22 protein-coding genes are annotated in these 22610 nt (G+C 71.5%); 12 read left to right on the top strand and 10 right to left on the bottom strand.

What is annotated here, in order from left to right; all coding sequences use genetic code 11:
• Positions 1-47 precede the first annotated feature (47 nt).
• Both EDF40_RS00815 and EDF40_RS00810 read right to left on the bottom strand, forming a co-directional pair.
• Positions 48-959: a metal ABC transporter solute-binding protein, Zn/Mn family gene (locus tag EDF40_RS00815; protein WP_123339965.1), complete on the bottom strand. Its 912-nt coding sequence runs from the start codon at positions 957-959 to the stop codon at positions 48-50.
• 127 nt (positions 960-1086) lie between these two features.
• On the bottom strand, positions 1087-2352 hold the full coding sequence (locus EDF40_RS00810) for a PTS transporter subunit EIIC (protein ID WP_123339964.1): 1266 nt from the start codon (positions 2350-2352) through the stop codon (positions 1087-1089).
• A 178-nt stretch (positions 2353-2530) separates the two neighbouring features.
• On the opposite strand from EDF40_RS00810, the gene EDF40_RS00805 reads away from it, so the two are divergent.
• Entirely contained in the window at positions 2531-2767 is a 237-nt protein-coding gene (locus EDF40_RS00805; protein WP_071293232.1) for a PTS transporter subunit EIIB, read from the top strand.
• The gene (locus EDF40_RS00800) at positions 2764-3216 is read left to right on the top strand and encodes a glucose PTS transporter subunit IIA (protein WP_123339963.1); all 453 of its coding nucleotides are present in this window, start codon (positions 2764-2766) and stop codon (positions 3214-3216) included. The genes EDF40_RS00805 and EDF40_RS00800 overlap by 4 nt, the downstream gene beginning before the upstream one ends.
• A gap of 88 nt (positions 3217-3304) precedes the next feature.
• Here EDF40_RS00800 and EDF40_RS00795 read toward each other — a convergent pair whose 3' ends face one another.
• A complete protein-coding gene (locus tag EDF40_RS00795) occupies positions 3305-4039 on the bottom strand; it encodes a GntR family transcriptional regulator (protein WP_123293453.1) in 735 nt (244 codons plus the stop codon).
• Positions 4040-4134: 95 nt separating this feature from the next.
• Between EDF40_RS00795 and EDF40_RS00790 the strand changes: the two genes are divergently transcribed.
• The 4 genes from EDF40_RS00790 (at position 4135) to EDF40_RS00775 (ending at position 9372) form a co-directional block, all read left to right on the top strand.
• Positions 4135-4782, top strand: a complete 648-nt coding sequence (locus EDF40_RS00790) for a response regulator transcription factor (protein WP_260236162.1) — start codon at positions 4135-4137, stop codon at positions 4780-4782.
• The gene (locus EDF40_RS00785; protein ID WP_123339962.1) at positions 4775-5977 is read left to right on the top strand and encodes a sensor histidine kinase; all 1203 of its coding nucleotides are present in this window, start codon (positions 4775-4777) and stop codon (positions 5975-5977) included. The genes EDF40_RS00790 and EDF40_RS00785 overlap by 8 nt, the downstream gene beginning before the upstream one ends.
• Before the next feature lie 96 nt (positions 5978-6073).
• Positions 6074-8095, top strand: a complete 2022-nt coding sequence (locus EDF40_RS00780; protein ID WP_148053837.1) for a bifunctional lysylphosphatidylglycerol flippase/synthetase MprF — start codon at positions 6074-6076, stop codon at positions 8093-8095.
• The gene (locus tag EDF40_RS00775; RefSeq protein WP_148053836.1) at positions 8092-9372 is read left to right on the top strand and encodes an esterase family protein; all 1281 of its coding nucleotides are present in this window, start codon (positions 8092-8094) and stop codon (positions 9370-9372) included. Before EDF40_RS00780 ends, EDF40_RS00775 begins: the two co-directional genes overlap by 4 nt.
• 26 nt (positions 9373-9398) lie before the next feature.
• Here EDF40_RS00775 and EDF40_RS00770 read toward each other — a convergent pair whose 3' ends face one another.
• The 5 genes from EDF40_RS00770 to EDF40_RS00750 form a co-directional block, all read right to left on the bottom strand.
• A complete protein-coding gene (locus EDF40_RS00770; RefSeq protein ID WP_185002614.1) occupies positions 9399-9980 on the bottom strand; it encodes a GNAT family N-acetyltransferase in 582 nt (193 codons plus the stop codon).
• Between the two features lie 159 nt (positions 9981-10139).
• Positions 10140-11741: a dihydrolipoamide acetyltransferase family protein gene (locus EDF40_RS00765; protein ID WP_123339958.1), complete on the bottom strand. Its 1602-nt coding sequence runs from the start codon at positions 11739-11741 to the stop codon at positions 10140-10142.
• Between the two features lie 46 nt (positions 11742-11787).
• The gene (locus tag EDF40_RS00760; RefSeq protein ID WP_123340238.1) at positions 11788-12747 is read right to left on the bottom strand and encodes an alpha-ketoacid dehydrogenase subunit beta; all 960 of its coding nucleotides are present in this window, start codon (positions 12745-12747) and stop codon (positions 11788-11790) included.
• Positions 12748-12833: 86 nt separating this feature from the next.
• Complete coding sequence (locus EDF40_RS00755; RefSeq protein ID WP_123339957.1) at positions 12834-13970, bottom strand: thiamine pyrophosphate-dependent dehydrogenase E1 component subunit alpha; 1137 nt, start codon at positions 13968-13970, stop codon at positions 12834-12836.
• 23 nt (positions 13971-13993) lie between these two features.
• Positions 13994-15073: a histidinol-phosphate transaminase gene (locus EDF40_RS00750; RefSeq protein ID WP_123339956.1), complete on the bottom strand. Its 1080-nt coding sequence runs from the start codon at positions 15071-15073 to the stop codon at positions 13994-13996.
• Positions 15074-15123: 50 nt separating this feature from the next.
• Between EDF40_RS00750 and EDF40_RS00745 the strand changes: the two genes are divergently transcribed.
• The 5 genes from EDF40_RS00745 to EDF40_RS19595 all read left to right on the top strand — a co-directional run bounded on the left by EDF40_RS00745 (position 15124) and on the right by EDF40_RS19595 (position 19601).
• Complete coding sequence (locus EDF40_RS00745) at positions 15124-15522, top strand: phage holin family protein (protein ID WP_123339955.1); 399 nt, start codon at positions 15124-15126, stop codon at positions 15520-15522.
• A gap of 47 nt (positions 15523-15569) precedes the next feature.
• Complete coding sequence (locus tag EDF40_RS00740) at positions 15570-16082, top strand: low molecular weight protein-tyrosine-phosphatase (protein WP_111087056.1); 513 nt, start codon at positions 15570-15572, stop codon at positions 16080-16082.
• Complete coding sequence (gene purB, locus EDF40_RS00735; protein ID WP_123339954.1) at positions 16079-17464, top strand: adenylosuccinate lyase; 1386 nt, start codon at positions 16079-16081, stop codon at positions 17462-17464. Before EDF40_RS00740 ends, purB begins: the two co-directional genes overlap by 4 nt.
• A gap of 143 nt (positions 17465-17607) precedes the next feature.
• Positions 17608-18789, top strand: a complete 1182-nt coding sequence (locus EDF40_RS00730; protein ID WP_123339953.1) for a hypothetical protein — start codon at positions 17608-17610, stop codon at positions 18787-18789.
• 2 nt (positions 18790-18791) lie between these two features.
• Positions 18792-19601 carry a L,D-transpeptidase gene (locus EDF40_RS19595; RefSeq protein WP_311316761.1) on the top strand — a complete coding sequence of 270 codons (810 nt, stop codon included), beginning with the start codon at positions 18792-18794 and terminating at the stop codon, positions 19599-19601.
• An 86-nt stretch (positions 19602-19687) separates the two neighbouring features.
• On the opposite strand, the gene EDF40_RS00720 is transcribed toward EDF40_RS19595, so the two are convergent.
• Complete coding sequence (locus EDF40_RS00720; protein ID WP_123339952.1) at positions 19688-20602, bottom strand: LysR family transcriptional regulator; 915 nt, start codon at positions 20600-20602, stop codon at positions 19688-19690.
• 71 nt (positions 20603-20673) lie between these two features.
• Here EDF40_RS00720 and EDF40_RS00715 point away from each other — a divergent pair, with 71 nt between their 5' ends.
• Positions 20674-21663 (top strand): EamA family transporter, encoded by a 990-nt coding sequence (locus tag EDF40_RS00715; RefSeq protein ID WP_123339951.1) that lies wholly within the window; start codon positions 20674-20676, stop codon positions 21661-21663.
• On the opposite strand, the gene EDF40_RS00710 is transcribed toward EDF40_RS00715, so the two are convergent.
• Entirely contained in the window at positions 21632-22609 is a 978-nt protein-coding gene (locus EDF40_RS00710) for an epimerase (RefSeq protein ID WP_123339950.1), read from the bottom strand. The genes EDF40_RS00715 and EDF40_RS00710 overlap by 32 nt on opposite strands.
• Position 22610 lies beyond the last annotated feature (1 nt).

Here is a 22610-nt window from a genome sequence, read left to right as displayed (position 1 = left end):
CGAGGTGGTCGCCGGGCTGTCGGTCGTCGCTGCTGCGGTCGAGGTCGTCACTTCTGGAGCGCCGCCTGCACCGCGTCGATGTTCGCCTGCTGCCACGAGACGTAATCCTGCCCCTTGGGGAGCGTCTCCGTGACACCGACCACCGGGACGTCGTTCTGGTCGGCGGCCTTCTTGACCTGTTCGGTCTCGGCGCTCGAGGTCTGGTCGTTGTAGGCGAGCAGCTCCACGCTCTTGCCACTGAACAGCGCGAGGGTGTCCTTGAGCGCTGCCGGCGGGACGTCGTCGCCCTCCTCGATCGCCTCGGAGAACGCTTCGGGGGTGACGTTGTCGAGACCGATCGCGTCGAAGAGGTAGCCCGGCACCGGCTCGGTGTACGCCACCTTCTCGCCGTCGTACGTCTTCTTCAGGTCGGCGGTCTGGGACTCGAGGTCGTCGAGCTTCGTCGTGAGCGCGTCGGCGTTCTTCTCGAACGTGGCCTCGTCGCCCGCATCGAGCGCGGACAGGCGCTTCGTGACGTCGTCGACGAGCTTCACCATCGTCGGGTAGCTGTAGAACACGTGCTCGTTGAACTCGGCGTCGCCGCCCTTGTCCAAGCCGGAGAGCTTCACGACGTTGATGGTGTCGGCCTTGGTGTCCGAGGCGTCGGCGAGCGTGGTCATGAAGTCGTCGTACCCGCCGCCGTTCTCGATGAGCAGGTCGGCCTTCGACACCGCGAGCTGGGTGCGGGCGCTCGACTCGAACGAGTGCGGGTCCTGCGAGGGGTCGTTCAGGATGCTCGTGACCGACACCTGGTCGCCACCGATCGACTGGACGATCGAGCCGTAGACGTTGGTCGAGGCGACGACGGCGATCTTCCCGTCGCTGCTGGCGTTGCCCGAGGCCGAGGAGGTCGCGCAGCCCGTCAGGGCGAGCGCGGCGGCGCCGGCGACGAGCGGGAGGGCGAGGAGGCGGTTGTGCATGCTCCGACGGTAACGCTTGCTGATAACGATTGTCAAAACCGGTACCAGCGCTCTGGTGGTGACGACAGACGGACGGGAGGCCCGGTGCCAGCTGGCACCGGGCCTCCCGTCTTGCAGGAACGCGCGCTTACGGCTTGGTGGCCGCGTCGATCGTGTTCTCGGCGATCGTGTCCTCCTCACGCCCGGGCGTGCGGAGGTTCCACCTCTTGATCACGAAACTGAACAGGAAGTAGTAGACGACCGCGTAGCCGAGGCCGATCGGGATGAGCCAGATCGCTCCGTCCGCCTTGCCGAAGTTCAGCACGTAGTCGATCGCACCGGCCGAGAACGAGAACCCGTCGTGGATGCCGAGGGCGTTGACCAGCGCCAGCGAGGTCCCGGTGAGCACCGCGTGGATGATGTACAGCGGGAATGCCACGAACATGAACGAGTACTCGAGCGGCTCGGTGATGCCGGTCACGAACGAGGTGAGCGCGGCCGAGAGCATGATGCCGCCGACGAGCTTGCGGTTCTGCGGCTTGGCGTTGCGCCAGATGGCGAGCGCACCGGCCGGCAGCGCGAACATCATGATGGGGAAGAAGCCGGCCTGGAAGATGCCAGCGGTCGGGTCACCGGCGAGGAAGCGCGCGATGTCGCCGTGGTAGGTGACCCCGCCCGAAGTGAAGCTGCCGAGCTGGAACCACGGGAAGAAGTTGAGCAGCTGGTGCAGCCCGATCGGGATGAGCATGCGGTTGACGAACCCGAAGATGCCGCCACCGATGACGGCGTTGTCGGCCACGGCCTGGCCGGCGGCGGTCAGCGCGATGTCGAAGTAGCGGTACACGAAGGACATCAGGACGGCGATGACCAGACCAGCGACCGCGGTCAGGATCGGGACGAGGCGACGGCCGGAGAAGAACCCGAGGAAGTCGGGCATCTTCGTGCGGTGGAACTTCTCCCACATGACCGCCGAGACGAGGCCCATCACGATGCCGCCGAGGACGCCGAAGTTGATGGTGGCCTGGTCGCCGTTGGCGTCCTTCACCCCCGCGAGGACGATCGGCGACATCGCTGCGAACACCTGGTACATGACCATGTAGCCGACGACGGCGGCGAGCGCGGTCGTGCCGTCAGACTTCTTCGCCCACCCGATCGCGATGCCGACCGCGAAGAGCAGCGGCAGCCAGGTGAACACACCGTTGCCCGCGGCGGCGATGATCGTCGCGCCCTGCTCGAAGCCGGGGATCGCGCCGAGCATGTCGGACTGACCGAGGCGCAGCAGGATGCCCGCGGCGGGCATCACCGCGATCGGCAGGAGCAGGCTCCGTCCGAGGCGCTGGGCTTGCGCGAACAGCCGGGACTGCTTCTTCGGCTTCTTCTTCTCCGGCACGTCCGTGGCAGTGGTGGCGCTCATCGGAGGTCCTCTCGTCATTGGGTGGAGCTGTCGGGGTGAGTTGAGTCGTGCAGCCAGCGCAGGTAACCTCGGCGGTGTCGCCAGGTCCGGTCCTGTCCGGTCATGACCAGTTCCGTAGTCTGAACCGAGACCGGTCCCGTGTCAACCTGGTACGAAAACCCTTAACGAGGAGGAAACGATGGCCGACATCAAGGCAGCCGACATCATCGCCGCGCTCGGCGGTGCCGACAACATCGAAGAGGTCGAGGGCTGCATCACGCGCCTCCGCGTCGAGGTCGAGGACGGCGACCTCGTCGACAAGGCCGCGCTGCAGGCTGCGGGCGCCCAGGCCGTCGTCGGCGGCGGCACCGGCTGGCAGGTCATCGTCGGCACCATCGCCGACAACCTCGCGCAGGACATCCAGGACGAACTGTGACGGCGGTCCGCACGCCCTTCGCCGGCCCGGTCGTCGCCCTCGCTGACGTACCGGACCCGGTGTTCGCCGGCCAGCTCGTCGGCGCCGGTGTGGCCGTCGACCCGACGGGCGTCGAGGGCGCGGTCACCGCGGTGGCCCCGGTCGACGGCACCATCGTGAAGCTGCACCCGCACGCGTTCGCGCTGCAGGGCTCGGCGGGCACGGACGTCCTCGTGCACGTCGGCATCGACACCGTGAAGCTGTCGGGCGAGGGCTTCGAGCTCCTCGCGACCGAGGGCGCAGCGGTCACGGCCGGCGACCCCGTCGTCCGGTTCACGCCCTCGGTGATCTCGGCCGCCGGCTACTCGCCGATCTGCCCCGTCGTGGTGCTCGGCTCCGCGCCGGACACCGTCGACCAGGGCATGGTGGGCACCTCGGTGCTCGACGGCGACACCCTGTTCGAGGTCTGACCCGGGCTCACTTCGGTTCTTCCTTGCCGAAGCGACTCTGTGCTGCGGAACGTTCGCAGCACAGAGTCGCTTTCGCGTTCGTGCCGGACTACGCGACCGCCGGGGTCGCGGTGACCTCCATCTGCACGCGGTAGCGGTCCGAGCGGTACCAGCTGCGGGTGTGCTCCACGGGGCGCTCTCCCGCGTAGGACACCCGGTCGAACTCGAGCACCGGAGCACCGGTCTTCGTGCCGAGCAGCGTCGCGACGTCGTCGGCAGCCGGGTTCGCGGCCACCGTCTGCTGCGCCCGGTCGATCGGGGTGCCGTACTCGTTCGCGATGATCGAGTACACCGACCCGGACAGGTCGTGGTCGAGCAGCCCCGGGAACGCATCGGCCACGAGCCAGGCGTCGTCGATCGACACCGGAGCGCCGTCCGCCATCCGGAGTCGCTTCACGTGGAAGGCCGACACCTCGGCGTCGAGCCGCAGCGCCGCCACGGTGTCACTCGGCGGCACACGTTCCTCGCGCACCAGCACAACCGTGGTCGGGACGTGGCCCATCGCCCGCATCTCCTCGGTGAACGACGCCAGGTGCAGCGTCGACTGCACGGGGCGGTGTGCCACGAAGGTGCCCTTGCCGCGGACGCGCTCCAGGTAGCCCTCGTTGACGAGCTGCCCGAGGGCTTCGCGCACGGTGATCCGTGAGACGCCGTACTCGGCGATGAGCTGGCGTTCGGACGGGATCGCGGCGCCGGGGGCCAGGCGTGCGGTGGCGAGGTCGAGCAGGATGCGCCGCAACTGCTGGTGCTTCGGTTCGGCACCCTCGGTGATGCGGCTCGTCATGCGTCCCTCGTGCTCCGTTGCTGGTCCTGGGTGGTGGTCATGCGCGGACATGACCAGTTCCCATCACAGTAGCGAGTCGACCTCGGAACGCCAACGTGCGTGGCAAGATGACGGCCGTGACCACGGTGGTGATCGTCGACGACGAGACGCTCGTCCGGTACGGCTTCGAACTCATCCTCGGCGCCGCGCCGGACATCGACGTGGTCGCCACGACCGGGGACGTCGACGCGGTGCAGGTCATCCGCGACCACGCCCCGGACGTCGTCCTGCTCGACGTGCGCATGCCGCGTGTGGACGGGATCGAGGTCCTCCGCGCACTGCAGGCCCTCGCCGAACCGCCGGCGGTCGCGATGCTCACCACCTTCGACACGGACGAGTACGTGGGGCGGGCGATGGAGCTCGGCGCCGCCGGGTTCCTGCTCAAGGACACCGATCCCGAGGGACTCGCCGAGTACGTCCGTGTGCTCGCTCGGGGTGGGGTGGTCATCGCCCCGGGCGTCGACCGATCGCGACTGTTCGCCGCGCAGCCGTCCGGTCCGCCACCGCCGTCGCTCTCCGAACGGGAGCACGCCGTGGTGCGCCTGGTCGCCAGCGGCGCGAGCAACCCGGACATCGGCGCTCGTCTGGGCGTCAGCACCGGCACCGTGAAGGAGGACGTCCGTGCCCTCCTGTCCGCGTTCGGCGTCTCGACACGGGTCCAGCTCGCCCTGCGCGCAGCCGAGGCCGGTCTGCTGGATGGCTGACCGACCGACGGCCGGTCGCGTCCGACGTGTCCTCGCCGCGACCGACGGGAGGCTCGACCTCCTCGTGGACGCCGGCCTGCGCTGGGTGCGCACCCGCCGCGCAGCCTGGTGGTTGCTCGACGTCCTCTTCGTCGCTGCCGCCCTCGCCGACGCCGTGCTCGACATCTCCGGGGCGACCACCCTCGAGACGGTGCTGTCCCTGGTCGCCGCAGCGGCGCTCCTGCTCCGCCGCCGCTTCCCGGTGCTCGCCTTCGCCCTGACCGTGCCCGGGTTGTTCGTCGGGTCCGCGGTCGTCGCCGCGAGCGTCGCACTGTTCACGCTCGGAGAGCGCACCGACCGCCGGTGGCTGATGCTCCTGGCCGCGCTCGTGCAGTTCGTCGGCTTCGGTGGGTTCGTCGGGCCGCCGCAGTCCCCCGGCGAGATCGTCGTGTCGGTCGTCTACGCGCTGATCTTCGCGCTCGGTCCGCTCGCCGTCGGACTGCTCGTGCAGACGCGGGCGCGCCTCACCGGCCAGCTCGTCGAGGTGCACCGGGCCCGCGAGGACGAACGTCGCCAGGCCGCCGCAGTCGCGCTGTCCCGTGAACGCGCGCTCCTCGCCCGCGAGATGCACGACGTCGTCTCCCACCAGGTCACCCTCATCGCGGTGCAGGCCGGTGCGATGCAGATGGCGGGCCGCGACGAAGCGGAACGCGGCTTCGCGCGGACGATCCGGCAGCTGTGCGTCGTCACCCTGCAGGAGCTGCGCGAGATGGTCCAGGTGCTCCGGGCCTCGGGCGGCACCGATCGGCAGATCGCCCCGCAGCCGGTGCTCGCCGACCTGCCACGGCTCATCGCGGAGAGCGGTCTCGAGACCCGCGCGACCGTGGACCTGCCCGACACCCTGGCCCAACCGCTGCAGCGCGCCGTGTACCGGTTCGTCCAGGAAGGGCTGACGAACGTCCGCAAGCACGCGCCCGACGCGACGGTCCGGGTCAGCGGCCGGGTCTCCGCCGGGCACGTGCTGGTGGACGTCGTGAACGGGCCGGCGCGGGCGGAGCGACTCGAGCTCCCGGGGTCCGGCCTCGGGCTGATCGGCCTCGGTGAACGCGCCTCGCTGCTGGGCGGGAGCATGGACTCCGGGCCGCAGCCGGACGACGGCTTCGCCCTGCACCTGCGGCTCCCCGTCGGACACCTGCAGCCGACTGCTCCGGCCTGACCGTCATCCTCCGGGTCGGCCCGGATGGCCGATCGGCCATCGTGGATCACGCCGCGGGGCGATGACGCGGGGTCCGGGGCCGTGTGGGATGAGACCGTGGCCCCTCAAGCACTGTTCGGACGGCTCGTCCGCTTCCCCGTGTCCGTCGTCGCGGCGGTCGTGGCGGTCGCCGTCGTGCTGTCCGCCCGGATGACGCACGCTGAGCCCGACTTCCCGCACCACCCACCCGTCGCCTGTCTGGCCCTGGCCGCGGTGGTGCTGACGACCGTCCTCGCCGAGCGGTCCCTCGGCTCGGTCCGGACACTCGTCATCGGCGTCGGGGCGCCGGTACTCGCCCTGCTCGCCACGCTCCTCACGGTGACGATCGGCTCCGCCCTGGGTGAGGCGCACGCCGAGTTCGCCGTCGGCCAACCGCTCTTCGCGCCCTCGATCGTGGCCGCCGCGCTGCTCGTGGCCGCCTCCGCCGCGATGCCGACCCAACGCCGTTGGCGGACGCGCCTCGCGCTGTGGACCGTGGTGCTGACCCTCGTCCTGTTCGCCGGCCACGGTTCGGACCTGGCCCGCGCCCTGGCGACGCTGCTCGGGACCGCGGCCGGTGTGCTCGTCGTGCGCCGCGCCTCCCGTCCCGACGCCCGCACCACGCGCGACACCGTCAGCGCACGGACCGTCGTGGTGAGCGCGCTCATCGCACTCGGTGCCGGGACGCTCGTGACGCCGGTCGTGCCGAACCCCGACGGCGTCCTGTCGCTGTTCGCCGACGCGATGAGCGACCGCTCGGCGGTCGTGACCGGACTCCTCCTGCTCTGCGCCGCGTGGCTGGTGCACCGCGGACGGCGCGCGGGCATCGCCCTGGCGACCGGGGTCCTGGTGACGCTCACCGCGGTCCTGGCCGACGTCTTCGTGATCGAACCGATGCAGGACGGCGCCGTCCAGTGGCAGGGGCTCGGGCTGGACGCGCTGGAGTGGCAGGTCACCCTGCTCGGGGCGTGGCTGGTGCCCGCTGCCGTCCTGCTCACGGTGCTCGCGCTGCACGGTCGGCTGGTCCGTCGTCGGTTCCACGCTGCCGGGGCCTGTCGCGACGACCTCGTGGAGATGCTCCGCGACGGTGACGCCGGCACGCTCGGCCACATGGGCACGTGGCACGGCAACGCGACCTGGACGCACCCGGGCGGCCTCGGCGCCGTCGCCTACCGGGTCAGCGGCGACGTCGCCCTCACGGTGTCCGACCCCGCGTGCTCCGCCGCCGACCGCGCCGAGGTCGTGACGGCCTTCGCCGCGTTCTGCGACCGCAACGGCTGGGTACCCGCGTTCACGAGCGTGCACGAACCGATCCGCGAGATCCTCGCTGCCGAGGGCTGGACCGCGCTGCCCGTCGGCGTCGAATCGGTGCTCGACGTCACCGCGTTCGACCTGCGCGGGAAGAAGCGGCAGGACCTGCGGACCGCGTCGAACCGTGCCGAGCGCGAAGGCGTCCACGACGAGTGGACGACGTTCGCGGCGCTCGACGACGACCGTCGCGCCGAGGTCGCGGCGATCTGCACCCGGTGGGCAGCGGACCGACGGCTGCCGGAGATGGGGTTCACGCTCGGTGGGTTCCGCGAGCTCGACGACCCGGACGTCCGCCTGTTGCTCGCCGTCGCCGCAGACGGACACGTGACCGCCGTGACGAGCTGGTTGCCCGTGTACGAGCACGGCGCGCTGACCGGGTACACGCTCGACGTCATGCGCCGCGGCGAGGACGGGATGCCCGGGGTGATGGAGTTCCTCATCGCACGGACCGCGCTCCGTGCCCGCGACGCCGGACTCACGATCGTCAGCTTGTCCGGCACGCCGCTGGCCGCGCACGCCGGGGCACGATCCCTGGTCGCCCACGGCTCGGTGCTCCTGGCCCGCGTGCTCGAGCCGGTCTACGGGTTCCGGTCGTTGCAGCGCTTCAAGGAGAAGTTCGGCGCCCGCCACGAACCGCTCTGGATCGTCGTGCCCACGCCGTTGCACGTCCCGCGGGTCGCGCGGGCGCTGGCCGCTGCGTACGTGCCGGGGCTGCGACCGAAGCACCTGTGGGCGCTGCGGCAGGCACACCGGCCGGCGTCCGACGACCGGGCGACGGCACGCTCGTGAGTCCCACCGAGTGGCTGCTCGCCACACAGCTGCAGGCACCGTCGAAGCTGGTGCCGATCGACCTCGTGTTCGCGGCGCTCGCCGTCGCGGTGCTGCTGCCGGCGCTGCGGTCGTTCCGCACTCGCCAGGCCTGGCGGACGGTCGGGGTCCGTGCGACCGCCGCCGTCGGAGCCGCCGTGGTCGTGCTCGTCGCGTGCTGGCTCGTCAGCGACGTGCTGAACCTGTTCGGCGTCGCCCTGAGTCCGGTCACGCGGATGTGGGTCGTCCTGGCCGCGGCGGCGCTGGCCCTGGCGGTCACCGGGATCGTGCAGGGCGGGCGCTGGCGCCGTGTGCTGGCGGTGGTGCTCGTCCCGGCAGCCCTGCTCGTGCCCGCGCTCGGCGTCAACGTGGAGTTCGCGAAGTACCCGACCCTCGGGACGGTCGTGCAGAGCGATCCCTACCCGGCACTCGACCTCGCGGCGGCGCCCGCTGCCAGGATGCCGGCCGTCGGCCAGGTCCGCACAGTCGACATCCCCAGTTCGCGCTCCGACTTCCCCGCGCGTCCGGCCGTCGTCTACCTGCCACCCGCCGCCCTCGTGAACGACCCCGCGCCGCTGCCGGTGCTTCTGGCGTTCGCCGGCCAGCCCGGAGCCCCGAGTGACATGTTCACCGCCGGTCAGATGGGCACCGTGCTCGACGCCTACGCCGCTGCACACCACGGACGAGCCCCGATCGTCGTGTCCGTCGACCAGTTGTCCGCGCCCGGGCGCAACCCGATGTGCGTCGACTCGAAGCTGGGGAACTCGGCGAGCTACGTCACCGAGGACGTGCCCAGCTGGCTCACCGCCCACCTGCCCGTCACCACCGACCGCGGCGCCTGGGGCCTCGTCGGGTTCTCCCAGGGGGCGACGTGCGCCATGCAGTTCGTCACCGGGTCACCCGACGCGTTCGGTGCCGCGCTCGCGATCTCGAGCGAGCTGCAGCCCGTGGACCAGAACCCGCGGCACAGTGCCGACCAGGCGTTCGGCGGGTCAATCGCGGCATGGGAGCGCGCGGCCCCGATCGCGCAGATGCGGGCGAACGGGCTCGGCGGGCACGCGGTCTGGCTGACGGCCGGGTCGTCGGACCACGCGTTCAGTCACAACGCCCGGACACTCGGCAGGGCAGCGCGCGCAGCCGGCGCGACCACCACCGTCGCGTTCGCGCCGGGGAGCGGGCATGACTGGAACACCGTGCAGTGGTCCCTGCGGCAGGAGCTGCCGCAGGAGGCGGACTTCCTGTTCCGGACGCTGCGCTGAGCCAGTTCCGCGACGTCACCCGTCGCTCAGGCGTTGGCGACCAGCCAGGCGAACTGTTCGTCGGAGAGCAGCCGGTCGGTCCAGACCTGCCCCTCGACCCCGGCAGCGGACGACGTCTGTACCCCGGGAGCCCCCTGCCACACGAGCGACAGGCCCGAACGGCGGAGCACCGCGGCGGACGCGGGGTTGTTCGTGAGCACGCGACCCGTCACGGGGACGTCCGGCGCGGTCTCGGCAGCAGCGCGCACGGCAGCGAGGGCGATCTCGGACGCGAAGCCCTGCCCCCAGGCCGCTGGAGCCAACCGGTAGCCGAGGTTCCACACCCCACCGGCGGTCATGTCGACACCGCCGACCCCGACGAACGCGTGGTCAGTAGCCGTACGGACGGCCCACGAACCGAGTCCGTGTCGGGCCCGCCCACCGATCTTCCGCTGCACCAGGTCCACGCTCGAGCTCCGGGCGACGTGCCGGCCGCTCGGCAGGTGCTGCCAGGTGCGGGCGTCGGCGAACACCGCGTGCACGTCGTCGATGTCGGCCGGCGTGAGCGGGGTGAGCAGGAGGCGATCCGTTCGGATCTCCTGCGAGGGGGTCAGGAGCTGGTGGACCATGCCCCGATCATGCCCCGCACCACCGACATCCGTGTGAACACCACGCGACGTTTGCGGAAGGCCGCAGATGGTGAGCAGAAATGGTCGAGTGGCTCGAAGCCACCCGACCATTTCTGCTCACGAAGCGGAACGACCGACGCGCCGGCCCCTGGACGCCACTCAGTCGAGCAGGAGCGCCGGCTCCTCGAGCACCGAGGCCACGTCGTGCACGAAGCGCGACGCCACGTCACCGTCCACCACGCGGTGGTCGAACGAGGCGCCGATGGTCGTCACCATGCGCGAGCGGACCTCGCCGTCGACGACCCACGGCTTCGGCTTGATCGTGCCCATGGCGACGATGGCGACCTCGCCCGGGTTGAGGATCGGGGTGCCGGTGTCCATGCCGAACACGCCGATGTTCGTGATCGAGACCGTGCCGTTCGCCATCTGCTTCGGCGTCGTCTTGCCGTCGCGGGCGGTGAGGGTGAGTTCCTCGAGCGCCTGCGCCAGCTCGAGCAGCGACATGTCCTGCGCGTCCTTGATGTTCGGCACGATGAGCCCGCGCGGGGTCGCCGCGGCGATGCCGAGGTTCACGAAGTGGTGGACGATGATCTCGCGGTCGGTCCAGGTCGAGTTCACCGAACGGTTGCGGCGGACGGCCCAGATGACGGCCTTCGCCACGATGAGCAGCGGCGACACCTTGACGCCGGCGAACGTCGGCGAGGCCTTGAGCCGCTTGACGAACTCCATCGTGTGGGTCGCGTCGACGTCGACGAACAGCGACACGTGCGGTGCGGTGAACGCCGAGGTGGTCATCGCGGTCGCGATGGCCTTGCGGACGCCCTTGACCGGGATCGTCTCGCTGCGCACCTCGCCCCACTCGGGCGTCTCGATGTTGCGGAAGACGCTGGCCTGCTTCGCGTGCCGGATGACGTCGTCGCGGGTGACCTCGCCGGCGAACCCCGTCGCGACGATCTCGGTCAGTTCGACACCGAGGTCCTTCGCGAGCTTCCGGATCGGCGGCTTCGCGAGCACGTTGGTCGCGAGGGTCTGCTTGCGCGCGGGCGCGGAGGCCAGACCGGCGATCGCCTCGGCGGTGGTGTCCTCACCGGGATCGCTGGCGGCTTCGGCCGCTGCTTGCGCATCCACACTGGAGGCACGGCTCGCCTCGGCAGCGAGGGCTGCGGCCCGGCGGGCGCCCGGCTTGCGACGGGACGGCGACGAGGTCGCCGAGCCGTAGCCGACGAGGACGGCGCCGGAGGACTCGTCCGTCCCGACGACGGAGGCGCCGTCGGCGACGGGCTGCGCGGTTGCCGCAGGGGCAGCCGTGGGCGCGGCTGCGACGACGGGAGCAGAGGCAGCAGCGGGTGCCGGGGCCGCCACGGGGGCGGGCTGGGTCTGCGCGACCGGAGCTACCGGGGCGGGCGCTGCCGGCGGGGTGGGGGCGACCACGGGCGAGGTCGGCACGCTGTCGGCGACCGGTGCCGGGCCTCCCGACTGAGCAGCGGGAGCGGCGACCGGCGCACCGGACGCGACCGACGCGTCGGACTCGACACGGATGATCGGCTTGCCGACCTCGACCGTGTCACCCTCGGACACGAGCAGCCCGGTGACGGTTCCGGCGAACGGCGACGGCAGCTCGACGAGCGACTTCGCGGTCTCGATCTCGACCAGGACCTGGTCGACGGTGATCTCGTCCCCGATCGCGACGCGCCACTGCACGATCTCGGCCTCGGTGAGGCCTTCGCCCACGTCGGGCAGGGGGAATTCGGCGACGGCCACTTACGGCTCCTTCGGCGTTCGGACGAGTTGGGTCAGTCGAGCTGGATCAGTACGCGAGGGCGCGGTCGACGGCCTCGAGGACGCGGTCGGCGTCCGGCAGGTGCAGGTGCTCCAGCTTCGAGACCGGGAACGGGATGTCGAACCCGGACACCCGCAGCGGCGGCGCCTGCAACGTGTAGAACGCCTTCTCGGCAACCGTGGCGGCGATCTCGCTGCCGACACTGACGAAGCCGGAGGCCTCTTGCGCGATGACGAGGCGGCCGGTCTTGCGGACCGAGGTGAGGATCGGTTCCCAGTCGATGGGGGAGATCGAGCGGAGGTCGATGACCTCGCAGCTCGTGCCCTCGGACTCGGCGAGCTCGGCGGCCTGCATGAGGGTCGCGACCATCGCACCGTGGCCGACGAGGGTGACCTCGGTGCCGGTGCGTGCCACACGCGTGGTGTGCATCGGGACGTGCCCGTCGACGAGGTCGACCTGGCCCTTGGGCCAGTAGCGCGACTTCGGCTCGAGGAAGACGACCGGGTCCTTCGAGGCGATGGCCTCCTGGATCATCCAGTAGGCGTCGTTCGGGGTGCTCGGGCTGACCACACGCAGACCGGGGGTGTGCGCGAAGTACGCCTCGGGCGACTCCTGGTGGTGCTCCACGGCGCCGATGTGGCCGCCGTAGGGGATGCGGATGACGACGGGCAGCGACATGTGCGCCGGCAGCCGGTTCGCCATCTTCGCGAGCTGCGAGGTGATCTGGTCGAAGCCGGGCCACACGAAGCCGTCGAACTGGATCTCCACGACCGGGCGGTAGCCGCGCAGGGCGAGGCCGATCGCGGTGCCGATGATGCCGGCCTCGGCGAGCGGGGTGTCCCGCACGCGCTCGGGGCCGAACCGGTCCTGCAGGCCCTCGGTGATGCGGAAGACACCGCCCAGCTGGCCGATGTCCTCGCCCATCAGCAGGACCTTGTCGTCTGCCTGCATCGCCGCGGCGAGCCCGGCGTTGAGGGCCTTCGCCATCGGCAGGGTCGGGGTGGGGTCGCCCGGGACCTCGCCGGCGCCCGGGTGGGACCGCAGCGTGTAGTCGAAGAGCTGCTCGGTGGTGCTCATGCGTGGGCGCCCCCTTCGAAGCCGGCCTCGTACTGTTCGAGCCAGGCCTTCTGCTCGGCGACCAGCGGGTGCGGCTCGCGGTAGACGTTGTCGAACATGACGTCGACGGACGGCGGGGTCAGCGCCACGGTGCGGCTGCGGACGTCGGCGGCGATGTCCTCGCCCTCTTCGTCGAACGCGGCGAACTGCGCGTCGGTCGCGCCCTTCGAGCGCAGGTACGCCTCGGAGCGGACGATCGGGTCGCGGCGCACCCAGTCCTCGAGCTCGCCGTCCGCGCGGTACCGGCTCGGGTCGTCCGAGCTGGTGTGCGCGCCGATGCGGTACGTGTCGGCTTCGATGAACGCGGGACCCTGACCGCTGCGGGCGTGGTCGGTGGCGACGACCGACGCCGTGTACGAGGCGAGGATGTCGTTGCCGTCGATCAGGACGCTCGGGATCCCGAAGCCGCGGGGACGGTCGACGAGCGGCGTCGGGGACTGCACGGACACCGGCACCGAGATCGCCCAGTGGTTGTTCTGCAGGAAGAAGACGACGGGGGCCTTGGTCGACGCCGAGAACACGTACGCCTCGTTCACGTCGCCCTGGCTCGTCGCGCCGTCGCCGAAGTAGACGATGGAGCACGCGTCACGGTCGGGGTCGCCCGTGCCGACGTCGCCGTCGAGCTTCTGGCCGAGCGCGTAGCCCGTGGCGTGCAGGGTCTGCGAACCGATCACCAGGGTGGAGATGTGCGTGTTGCCGCGCTGGTCCGGGTCCCATCCACCGTGGGTCTGCCCGCGGTACATCGCGATGATCTCCATCGGCTCGACACCGCGCTGCATCGTGACGGCGTGCTCGCGGTACGAGGGGAAGACGTGGTCCTGGGCGCGCAGGGCGAAGGCGGAACCGGTCTGCGCGGCCTCCTGCCCGTGACTCGGCACCCAGAGGCCGAGCTGGCCGGTGCGCTGCAGGTTGTGGCCGGCGTGGTCGAACCGTCGGGTGAGGACCATGCGGCGGTGCATCGCCAGCAGGGTCTCGTCGGGGATCGCCCGCGCGGCGGCGGCGAACTCGGCGTTCTCGTCGGACTCCACGAACCGACCCTCGGGGTCGAGGAGCCGGACGGTGGTCGTCGCGGGAGCCGCGGCGCGGAATGACATGCGGGCCAGCGTAGCGGCAGGCATCAGTCGGCCACCTGGAGGTCCCCCACAAGCGAGCGGGCCGTTTCGAGGAGCGTTTCCACAGCCTCGTGTTCGCCGATCGAGATGCGGATGCCCTCCGGCGGGAAGGCCCGCACGATGATGCCGGCCTCCTCGAAGGCGGCGGCCGCAGCGACCGTGCGGTCCCCCGTCGGCAGCCAGACGAAGTTGCCCTGGGCGTCCGGCACGGCCCAGCCCTGCTCGCGGAGCTCGGTGACGATGCGGTCGCGCAGCGCGGCGATCTCGGAGACCCGCTCGAGCAGTTCGCCCTCGCGTTCCAGGCTGGCCAGTGCGGCCGCCTGCCCCTGGGCCGTGACGGAGAGGGGGATCGCGCACGCGCGGACCGCCTCGAGCACGTACACCGGGCCGAGGGCGTAGCCGACCCGGAGACCGGCGAGACCGTACGCCTTCGAGAACGTCCGGAGGACGACCAGGTTCGGGTAGCGGGCCAGCAACGGGTGCCCGTGCACGGCGGCCTCGTCGGTGGCGAACTCGGCGTATGCCTCGTCGAGCACGACCAGCACGGACTGCGGCACCGCGGCCATGAAGGTCGCGAACTCGGACTCGGTCACGATCGGACCGGTCGGGTTGTTCGGCGTGCACACGATCACCATGCGGGTGCGGTCGGTGACGGCAGCGGCCATCGCGTCGAGGTCGTGGCCGCCGTCCGGCCGGTTCGGCACCTGCACGCTCGTGGCACCCGCGACGGTGACGACACCGGGGTAGGCCTCGAACGACCGCCAGGCGTAGACGATCTCGTCGCCCGGACCGGAGGTCGCACGGGCGAGCTCGTGCAGGATCGCGACGCTGCCGGGGGCGACGTGCACCTCGTCGGCGGTCAGTCCGAAGCGGTTCGCGAGCGCGGCGCGGACGGCCAGGGCGGTGGCGTCCGGGTAGCGGTTGAACGCGGTCTGCGCCTGCACGGCCTGGACCACCCCGGGGAGCGGGGGGAACGGGTTCTCGTTGCTCGACAGCTTGAAGGCGTCGTCGGCGGCCTGGCGTCCCTGCTTGTAGGCGGGGAGGACGGCGATCTCGGGCCGGATGTGCACACGCTCGTCAGTCACCGGTTCAGGCTACCGGCACGTGCGCGGGGATCGGAGGGCATCATGGGTGCATGCGATTCCTCGTCCGCCTCGTCGTCAACGCCGTGGCCCTCTGGCTCACCACGCTCATCGTCAGCGGCGTCTCCGTCACCGCGTTCGGCGACGGCCGGACCACGGCCACCGTGCTCACCTACCTGCTCGTGGCCTTCGTGTTCGGGCTCGTCAACGCCGTGATCGGCACGCTGATCCGGATCGTGGCGTTCCCGATCTACATCCTGACCCTCGGGCTGATCTCCTTCATCGTGAACGCGGTCCTGCTGCTCATCGTCGCGGGCATCTCGGACGCGTTCGGCTTCGGGCTCGAGGTCGAGTCGTTCGGCTGGGGCATCGTCGGGGCCTTCGTGCTCGCCGTCTTCGCCTGGCTGATCGGGCTGTTCGTCCGCCCGGTGCTGAACCGCCAGCGGGCGTGACGCGGACGGACCTCGCGGAGGACACCTCCCTGCGTCATGATGTGACCATGGCCCCGGACGTCGACGCCCCGTTCCGCGTCTCGTTCGTCTGCAGTGGCAACATCTGCCGGTCCCCGATGGCCGGCGTCGTCTTCGCGCAGATCGCCGCGGACGCCGGGCTCGCCGACCGCTTCCACGTCGAGTCGGCCGGCACCGGTGACTGGCACGTCGGCGAACCGGCCGACGAGCGCACGATCGCAGCCCTCGCGGCACGCGGATACGATGGCAGCAGGCATCGCGCCCGTCAGTTCGACCCGGACCGGTTCCCGGACCTCGATCTGGTGGTCGCACTCGACCGCTCCCACGAACGCGTCCTGCGATCGTGGGCACCGACCATGGACGACTCCGCCAAGGTGACGCTCCTGCTGCGGTACGACGACGCCTGGCCCCAGCAGACCGACGTGCCGGACCCGTACTACGCGGACCGGCACGAGTTCGACCGAGTGCTCTCGACCGTCGAACGGGCCTGCCGGGCGCTCTTCCACCAGCTCGAGCCGGCAGTCCGTCAGGGAGCCCCATGACCCCCCTTCCCCCGCAGCCGATCAGCCCGCTCGACGGGCGCTACTACCCGATCGTGCACACGGTGGGCGAGCACCTCTCCGAGGCCGGGCTCAACCGCGCGCGCATCGTGGTCGAGGTCGAGTGGCTGGTCTTCCTGACCGACCACGCGATGTTCACCACCTCGCCGCTCAGCGTCGACGACAAGGCCGCACTCCGGCGCATCGTGGAGACCTTCGGCCACGACCAGATCGCCGAACTCGCCGAGATCGAGGCGACGACCCGCCACGACGTCAAGGCCGTCGAGTACTTCGTCCGCCGCCGGCTCTCGGAGCTCGGGCTGGACGCGATCGCCGAGCTGACCCACTTCGCCGCCACGAGCGAGGACGTCAACAACCTGTCGTACGCCCTGACCGTGCGCGACACCGTCGACCAGGTCTGGCTGCCGGCGTACCGTGCTGTGCTCGAGAAGCTGCAGACCCTCGCCGTCGAGCTGCGCGCCGTCCCGATGCTCTCCCACACGCACGGGCAGCCCGCCACCCCCTCGACGCTCGGCAAGGAGCTCGCGGTCGTCGTCTACCGGCTCGAGCGAGTCCTGGCCCAGATCGAGGGCGGCGAGTACCTCGGCAAGTTCTCCGGCGCCACCGGCACCTTCTCGGCCCACCTCGCCGCCGACCCCGAGGCCGACTGGCCGACGCTGTCGCGCGAGTTCGTCGAGGGCCTCGGACTCACCTGGAACCCGCTCACCACGCAGATCGAGTCGCACGACTGGCAGGCCGAGCTGTACGACCGGATCCGGCACGCCAACCGCATCCTGCACAACCTGGCGACCGACGTGTGGACCTACATCTCGATGGGGTACTTCACGCAGATCCCGGTCGCCGGTGCCACCGGGTCGTCGACGATGCCGCACAAGATCAACCCGATCAAGTTCGAGAACGCCGAGGCGAACCTCGAGATCTCGTCGGCGCTGTTCTCCACCCTGTCCGAGACCCTGGTGACGAGCCGTCTGCAGCGCGACCTGACCGACTCCACCACGCAGCGGAACATCGGCGTCGCGTTCGGGCACTCGCTGCTCGCGCTCGACAACCTGCGCCGCGGCCTGGGCGAGATCTCGGTGAACGAGGCCAAGCTCGCCGACGACCTCGACCACAACTGGGAGGTCCTCGCCGAGGCGATCCAGACGGTCATCCGCGCCGAGGTCACCGCCGGGCAGTCGAACATCGAGGACCCCTACGCGATGCTCAAGGACCTCACCCGCGGCAAGCGGGTGACCCAGCAGGACCTCATCGTGTTCGTGAACGGCCTGGACATCTCGGACGGCGCGAAGGCCCGGCTGACGAACCTGACGCCGGCGACGTACACGGGCCTGGCGGACGAGCTGGTCGACCACCTCGACGTCTGAGCACGGTGCGGTGCGTCCGGACACCGACGCACCGCACCGCAATCAAGGGTGCGGAATCCTCACGAAACCGGTAGGTTCGTCCTGCTGAGCGTCGCCTCAGCACGGGGGGCGTCGCAGTGGACGAACCCTGTCCTCTTCACCGGATGGACCTCCACACCGTGCTTCGTTCCCGTATCGCCGCGGCCGCCGTCGGCGTCACCGTGCTCGGCGTCACCGCCGCTCTCGTCCCCACCGTCTCGACCGCCACGGTGCCGACGACCTCGGCTTCGCCGATCGTCACCTGGACCGACTCGGCCGCCGACTTCACGGCGGCGCCCGAGACCGCGGTCCCCCTGACCGACCAGTGGTACTGGGCGTCCCTGGGGGCCCCCGCCGCCGGTGGCAGCATCACCGACCACGCCACGATCGACGCCGACGGCCTGTCCGTGTCCGCGGGCGAAGCAGTGGGCATCATCCGCGGGCTCACCAAGCCGGTGGCCCCGAGTGGGCTCGGCGCACTCGTCTCCGGCGCCAGCGCGACGACGACCGGGGCGACGAGCTTCGCGCTCGCGATCCAGTCGACCGCCGACAGCTCCGACCAGACCGTGGTCTTCGCCGCGGGCGACGGCGACGCCGGCCTGAGCGGCGCGTCCACCGAGTGGATCGACCCCGCCACCGGGACGACCGAGTCGACCAGCGAGCTCGCGACGGACCTCTCCGACGCCGGCGCCCAGGTCGTCGGGTACATCGTGTACGTCGGTCTCGACGCCTCGACCGGCATCCCCGCACCCGGCCCGACGGACGAGCCGACCGCGCCGACCACCGAGAGCCCGGCACCGACCGTCGCGCCGACCGATCCGACCGTCGCGCCGGGCGGCCCGCTCGACCTCTCCGCGCCGCTCGAGTCCACTGCGCAGGCCCTCGCGGCCGATGCCTCCGGTTCCGTCTCCGCGCTGCGCGTCGACGACACCACGACGTACTTCACGCCGCAGCCCACCGCGGTGACGAGCGTCGAGGACACCCGGGTGTCACAGTCGGTCTCCGGGTTCCAGGTCGTCGGCAGCGGGTTCGCGCCCGCCGAGGGCGTGCAGGCGACGATCACCCAGGGCGGCGAGACGTACGCGGTCGCCGCCAACGCCTCCGCGGCCGACCAGGACGGCGACGTCGTCGTGGTCGTCGCACTGCCCGAGGGCGTCGCGACCGCCGGCGCGTTCACGGCGACCCTGGTCGGCACGTCCTCCGGACAGACCGCATCGGCGGCGGCGACCTTCATCGCCGACCCGGCCGGCCCGGCCGTCGCGCCGGTCGCCGTGCCGGTGCCCGGAACGGCGTCCTTCACGGGCTGATCTTGCCGATCCTCCCGACCGAGCCACGGCGGCGCGCGACACTGATCGCCGCCGCCGTGGCCGTCGTCTGCGCCGGGGCTGTGGCGTTCGTCGCCCTCGGCCCCCTGTCGGCAACGCCCACACCGGCACCCACGCGGTCCGTCGCCGCGTCTCCGACGCCCAGTGCGACGCCGACACCGACGGCGACTCCCTCGACGAGCCCGGCCGACGCGGTCGACGCCCCCGTCAGCACCACCGTCGCCGCCGTCCGCGGAGACTCGGTGCCCGTGAGCGCGACCGCCGGCGGGGCGTCCGGCCAGACCCTGTCGAACCCGCAGCAGTCCGGCGCACCACTGGTCTTCCGCGTGGTCGACCGGCAGGACGGCTGGGTCCGGGTGCAGCTCCCGCAGCGTCCGAACGGCAGCCTCGGCTGGGTGCCGGCGGGCGCCGTCACCCTGTCCGAGGACCCGTACGCGATCGTGGTCACGCGCTCGGAGAACACCCTCGAGCTCTACAAGGCCGGCAAGGTCGTCGACAGCTACCCCGTCGCGACCGGCACCGGCGGCACCCCGTCGCCGACCGGCCGCTTCGCCCTGACCGAGCTGCTCGCCCCGACGAACAGCGGCTACGGCCCGTACGCGTACGGCACGACGGCGTTCTCGGACGTCCTCAACTCGTTCGGCGGCGGCCCGGGCCAGATCGGCCTGCACGGCACCGACGACAGCTCGAGCATCGGGACCGCTGCCTCGCACGGCTGCATCCGCATGCACAACGCCGACATCAGCGCCCTGGCCGAGCTCCTGCCGCTCGGTACCCCGTTCCAGGTGCGCTGAGCGCGTTTCCGCGCACGAAGCAGGTCTGCCGTGGTGCACACCCGGACTGGAGGCGCGGCGTGCGCCCGGCAGTGGGCGCGACCGTCTCAGGTGGTGACGTCCAGGGCCTCGGCGACCAGCGCCTCCAGGACGGTCCGCACCACGGGCCGGACCGCACGGTCGGGGCGGACAAGCGCCTCGATCCGGCGCCCCGCGCGCACGTCGGCCAGCTCGGCCAGGTGGAACCGGCCGGACGCCCGCGTGCCCGAGGTGTAGCGCGGCACGAGCGCGACGCCGTGGCCCGCGGCGACCAGGTTCTCGATGACGGGCAGGTGGATCGTCCGGAAGGCGACGCTCGGCGGAGCGTCCGACGCCGCCGCCATCGCCTGCAGGACCCGGTCGATCGGGTAGCCCTCGGGCACGCCGATCCAGGTCTCGCCGACGACCTCGTCGATCCCGACGCGCTCGCGCCCGGCGAGCCGGTGCCCCGGCGGCAGGGCCACGTCGAGCGGTTCACGCAGGAGCGGGACCGTCTCCACCGATCCCTGGTCCGCCGGCCGCACCCCGTCCGACCGGTGTCCGACGACGATGTCGTGGTCGGCGGCGAGGGGTGCGAACTCCCCCTCGCTGACGTCCACGTCGACGAGGGCGAGCTCGATACCGGGGTGCGCGCGCATCCGGGTGAGGACCCCGGGCAGCAGCAGTTCCGCCGCCGACGGGAAGATCGCGAGGTCGACGCGGCCCGTCGCGCCGCCCACGTGCTCCTGCCACGCGGCGTCGACCCGGGCGATCGCCGTGGCGACGCCGGCGGACAGGCCGGCCAGCACCTCGCCGTGGGCGGTGAGCCGGACGCCGCGTCCGATGCGCTCGACGAGTGGGACGCCCACCTGCCGCTGCAGCGTCTGCAGTTGCTGCGACACCGCGCTGGGCGTGCGGTGCGTGGCCTCGGCGACGGCGGTGACGCTGCCGCGCTCGGCGAGTTCGCGCAGGACGGCGAGCAGGTGCACGTCGAAGTCGACCATGCAGGGAGGCTACAACGTCGGTTGCGAACTATTCGCTGGTCCTACACGTTCTGAGCCACCACGATCGGAACATGACCACCCGTGACCGCCTCCTCGCCCTGGTCGTCGCCGTCGTCTGGGGCCTGAACTTCCCCGCGACCGCGCTCGCCCTCGAGCACTTCCCGCCGTTCCTGCTCGCGGCCCTGCGGTTCACGATCCTGGCGATCCCCACGCTGCTGTTCGTGCCGCGGCCGAAGATCCCGTTCGGGCGGCTGCTGCTCGTCGGGTTCGGGCTCGGGGTGCTGCAGTTCTCGTTCCTGTACCTGAGCATGGCGTCGGGGATGCCGTCCGGGCTCGCCTCGCTCGTGCTGCAGGCCTCGGCGCCGTTCACGGTGGTGCTCGCCGGCGTGTTCCTGCGCGAACGACTCACCGGACGACAGGTCATCGGCGTGACCATCGCGGTCGCCGCCCTCGGCCTGATCGCCCTGCACCGGTCGCAGACGGCGGCGCTGCTGCCGGTGGTGCTGGCGCTCTGCGGCGCGCTCGGGTGGGCGATCGGCAACGTGGCGACCCGACGAGCAGGAGCCGCGAACCCGCTGCACCTGACGCTCTGGTGGTCGGTCGTGCCGCCGATCCCGATGGCCGTGCTGTCGTTCGTGGTCGAGGGGCCGGACCGCATCGGTGCCGCACTCGGCACGGCCTTCACCACCGAGGCCCTGCCGGCGGACCTCGGCCTGCTCTACATCGTGCTCGTCGCGACCCTGGTCGGCTACGGGATCTGGTCGCGGCTGATGGCGACCTACCCGTCGAGCACGGTCGCGCCGTTCTCGATGCTCGTGCCGGTCGTCGGTGTGCTCGCGTCGTGGGCGGCCTTCGGCGAGGTGCCCGACCTGGTCGAGGTGCTCGCCGGCGCCGTCGTGGTCGGGGCGGTGCTGTGGTCGTCGCGACCGGCGCGCGCGTCGCGACCGGCGCGCGCGTCGGGTCCGTCGCACTCGTCGCCTTCCGGGGCCCCGGTGCCGACGCCGGTCGACGGGATCCCGGTGCCGGTGCTCAGCCCCGGTGCTGGCGACGCTCCGCGATGATCCCGGCGAGCGCACCGCGCAGGTGCGGGTACCGGAACTCGTAACCCGCCTGGGTCAACCGCGTCGGCACCACCCACCGGCTCTTGAGCACCAGTTCGGTCTCGGTGCGGATCGCGAAGGACCCGACCTCGAGCATCCACCGCGGCGTCGGCAGTCCGAACCGGCGGCCCACGGCGTCACGGATCGTCGCCATCACGGTCCGGTTGTCGGACGGGTTCGGGCTCGACACGTTCACCGGCCCCTCGATCTCCGGGTGGTCGCGGACGAACCGGATCGTGCCGAGCACGTCGGCGATGTGCACCCAGCTGAACCGCTGGCGACCCCGGGTCGGCCGGTGGTGGTGGTACGTCCCCGCCCGCAGCCGGGAACGCGTCGGCACCCAGGCCCCGTCGTACTGCGGCCCGCCGAGGCCCGTCTGCGCCAGCCGGATGAGCGGCACGAGTGCGCTGCCGTCGCCGAACACGATCGCCATCCGGAGCGCCACCCGACGGGTCGAGGGCAGGTCCGCGCCGAAGAAGGCGTCCTCCCACGCGCGCGCCACCGAGACCGAGAAGCCCTCGCCGAGCTCGCCGGTCAGTTCGTCCTGGGGGCGGTCGTCGGCGTGCCGGTAGATCGTCGCGGTCGAGGCGTTGAGCCACAGCGGTGGGGGCTGCTCGGCGGTGCGGATCGCCTCGGCGAGCTCGAGCGTGGTGTCCACCCGGGAGCGCATGATCTCGGCGCGGTTGCGCCGGCCGTACCGGCAGTTGACGCTCTTGCCCGCCATGTTCACGACGAGGGCTGCACCGTCGACGAGCTCGCGGATGCGCAGGGTGTTACCCCACACCGCGTCGCCCGTCCGGCCGACCGTGACGACCTGGTAGCCCTCCTCGGTGAAGGCATCGCGCAGGTACTGCCCCACGAACCCGCTCGCTCCCGCGATCACGACGCGGCCCTTCTGGTCGCTCATC

The organism is Curtobacterium sp. PhB170, assembly GCF_003752345.1.
Classification (GTDB): domain Bacteria; phylum Actinomycetota; class Actinomycetes; order Actinomycetales; family Microbacteriaceae; genus Curtobacterium.
This window is presented reverse-complemented; position numbering and strand designations above follow the sequence as displayed.

Excerpts from the sequence above, each read along its gene's own strand:
- EDF40_RS00805 (WP_071293232.1), top strand. The coding sequence starts at position 2,531 with ATGGCCGACATCAAGGCAGCCGACATCATCGCCGCGCTCGGCGGTGCC.
- purB (WP_123339954.1), top strand. The coding sequence starts at position 16,079 with ATGACCCCCCTTCCCCCGCAGCCGATCAGCCCGCTCGACGGGCGCTAC.
- EDF40_RS00810 (WP_123339964.1), bottom strand. The coding sequence starts at position 2,352 with ATGAGCGCCACCACTGCCACGGACGTGCCGGAGAAGAAGAAGCCGAAG.
- EDF40_RS00755 (WP_123339957.1), bottom strand. The coding sequence starts at position 13,970 with ATGTCATTCCGCGCCGCGGCTCCCGCGACGACCACCGTCCGGCTCCTC.
- EDF40_RS00710 (WP_123339950.1), bottom strand. The coding sequence starts at position 22,609 with ATGAGCGACCAGAAGGGCCGCGTCGTGATCGCGGGAGCGAGCGGGTTC.
- EDF40_RS00745 (WP_123339955.1), top strand. The coding sequence starts at position 15,124 with ATGCGATTCCTCGTCCGCCTCGTCGTCAACGCCGTGGCCCTCTGGCTC.
- EDF40_RS00760 (WP_123340238.1), bottom strand. The coding sequence starts at position 12,747 with ATGGCGAAGGCCCTCAACGCCGGGCTCGCCGCGGCGATGCAGGCAGAC.
- EDF40_RS00815 (WP_123339965.1), bottom strand. The coding sequence starts at position 959 with ATGCACAACCGCCTCCTCGCCCTCCCGCTCGTCGCCGGCGCCGCCGCG.
- EDF40_RS00795 (WP_123293453.1), bottom strand. The coding sequence starts at position 4,039 with ATGACGAGCCGCATCACCGAGGGTGCCGAACCGAAGCACCAGCAGTTG.
- EDF40_RS00740 (WP_111087056.1), top strand. The coding sequence starts at position 15,570 with ATGGCCCCGGACGTCGACGCCCCGTTCCGCGTCTCGTTCGTCTGCAGT.
- EDF40_RS00730 (WP_123339953.1), top strand. The coding sequence starts at position 17,608 with ATGGACCTCCACACCGTGCTTCGTTCCCGTATCGCCGCGGCCGCCGTC.
- EDF40_RS00715 (WP_123339951.1), top strand. The coding sequence starts at position 20,674 with ATGACCACCCGTGACCGCCTCCTCGCCCTGGTCGTCGCCGTCGTCTGG.
- EDF40_RS00770 (WP_185002614.1), bottom strand. The coding sequence starts at position 9,980 with ATGGTCCACCAGCTCCTGACCCCCTCGCAGGAGATCCGAACGGATCGC.
- EDF40_RS00785 (WP_123339962.1), top strand. The coding sequence starts at position 4,775 with ATGGCTGACCGACCGACGGCCGGTCGCGTCCGACGTGTCCTCGCCGCG.
- EDF40_RS00720 (WP_123339952.1), bottom strand. The coding sequence starts at position 20,602 with ATGGTCGACTTCGACGTGCACCTGCTCGCCGTCCTGCGCGAACTCGCC.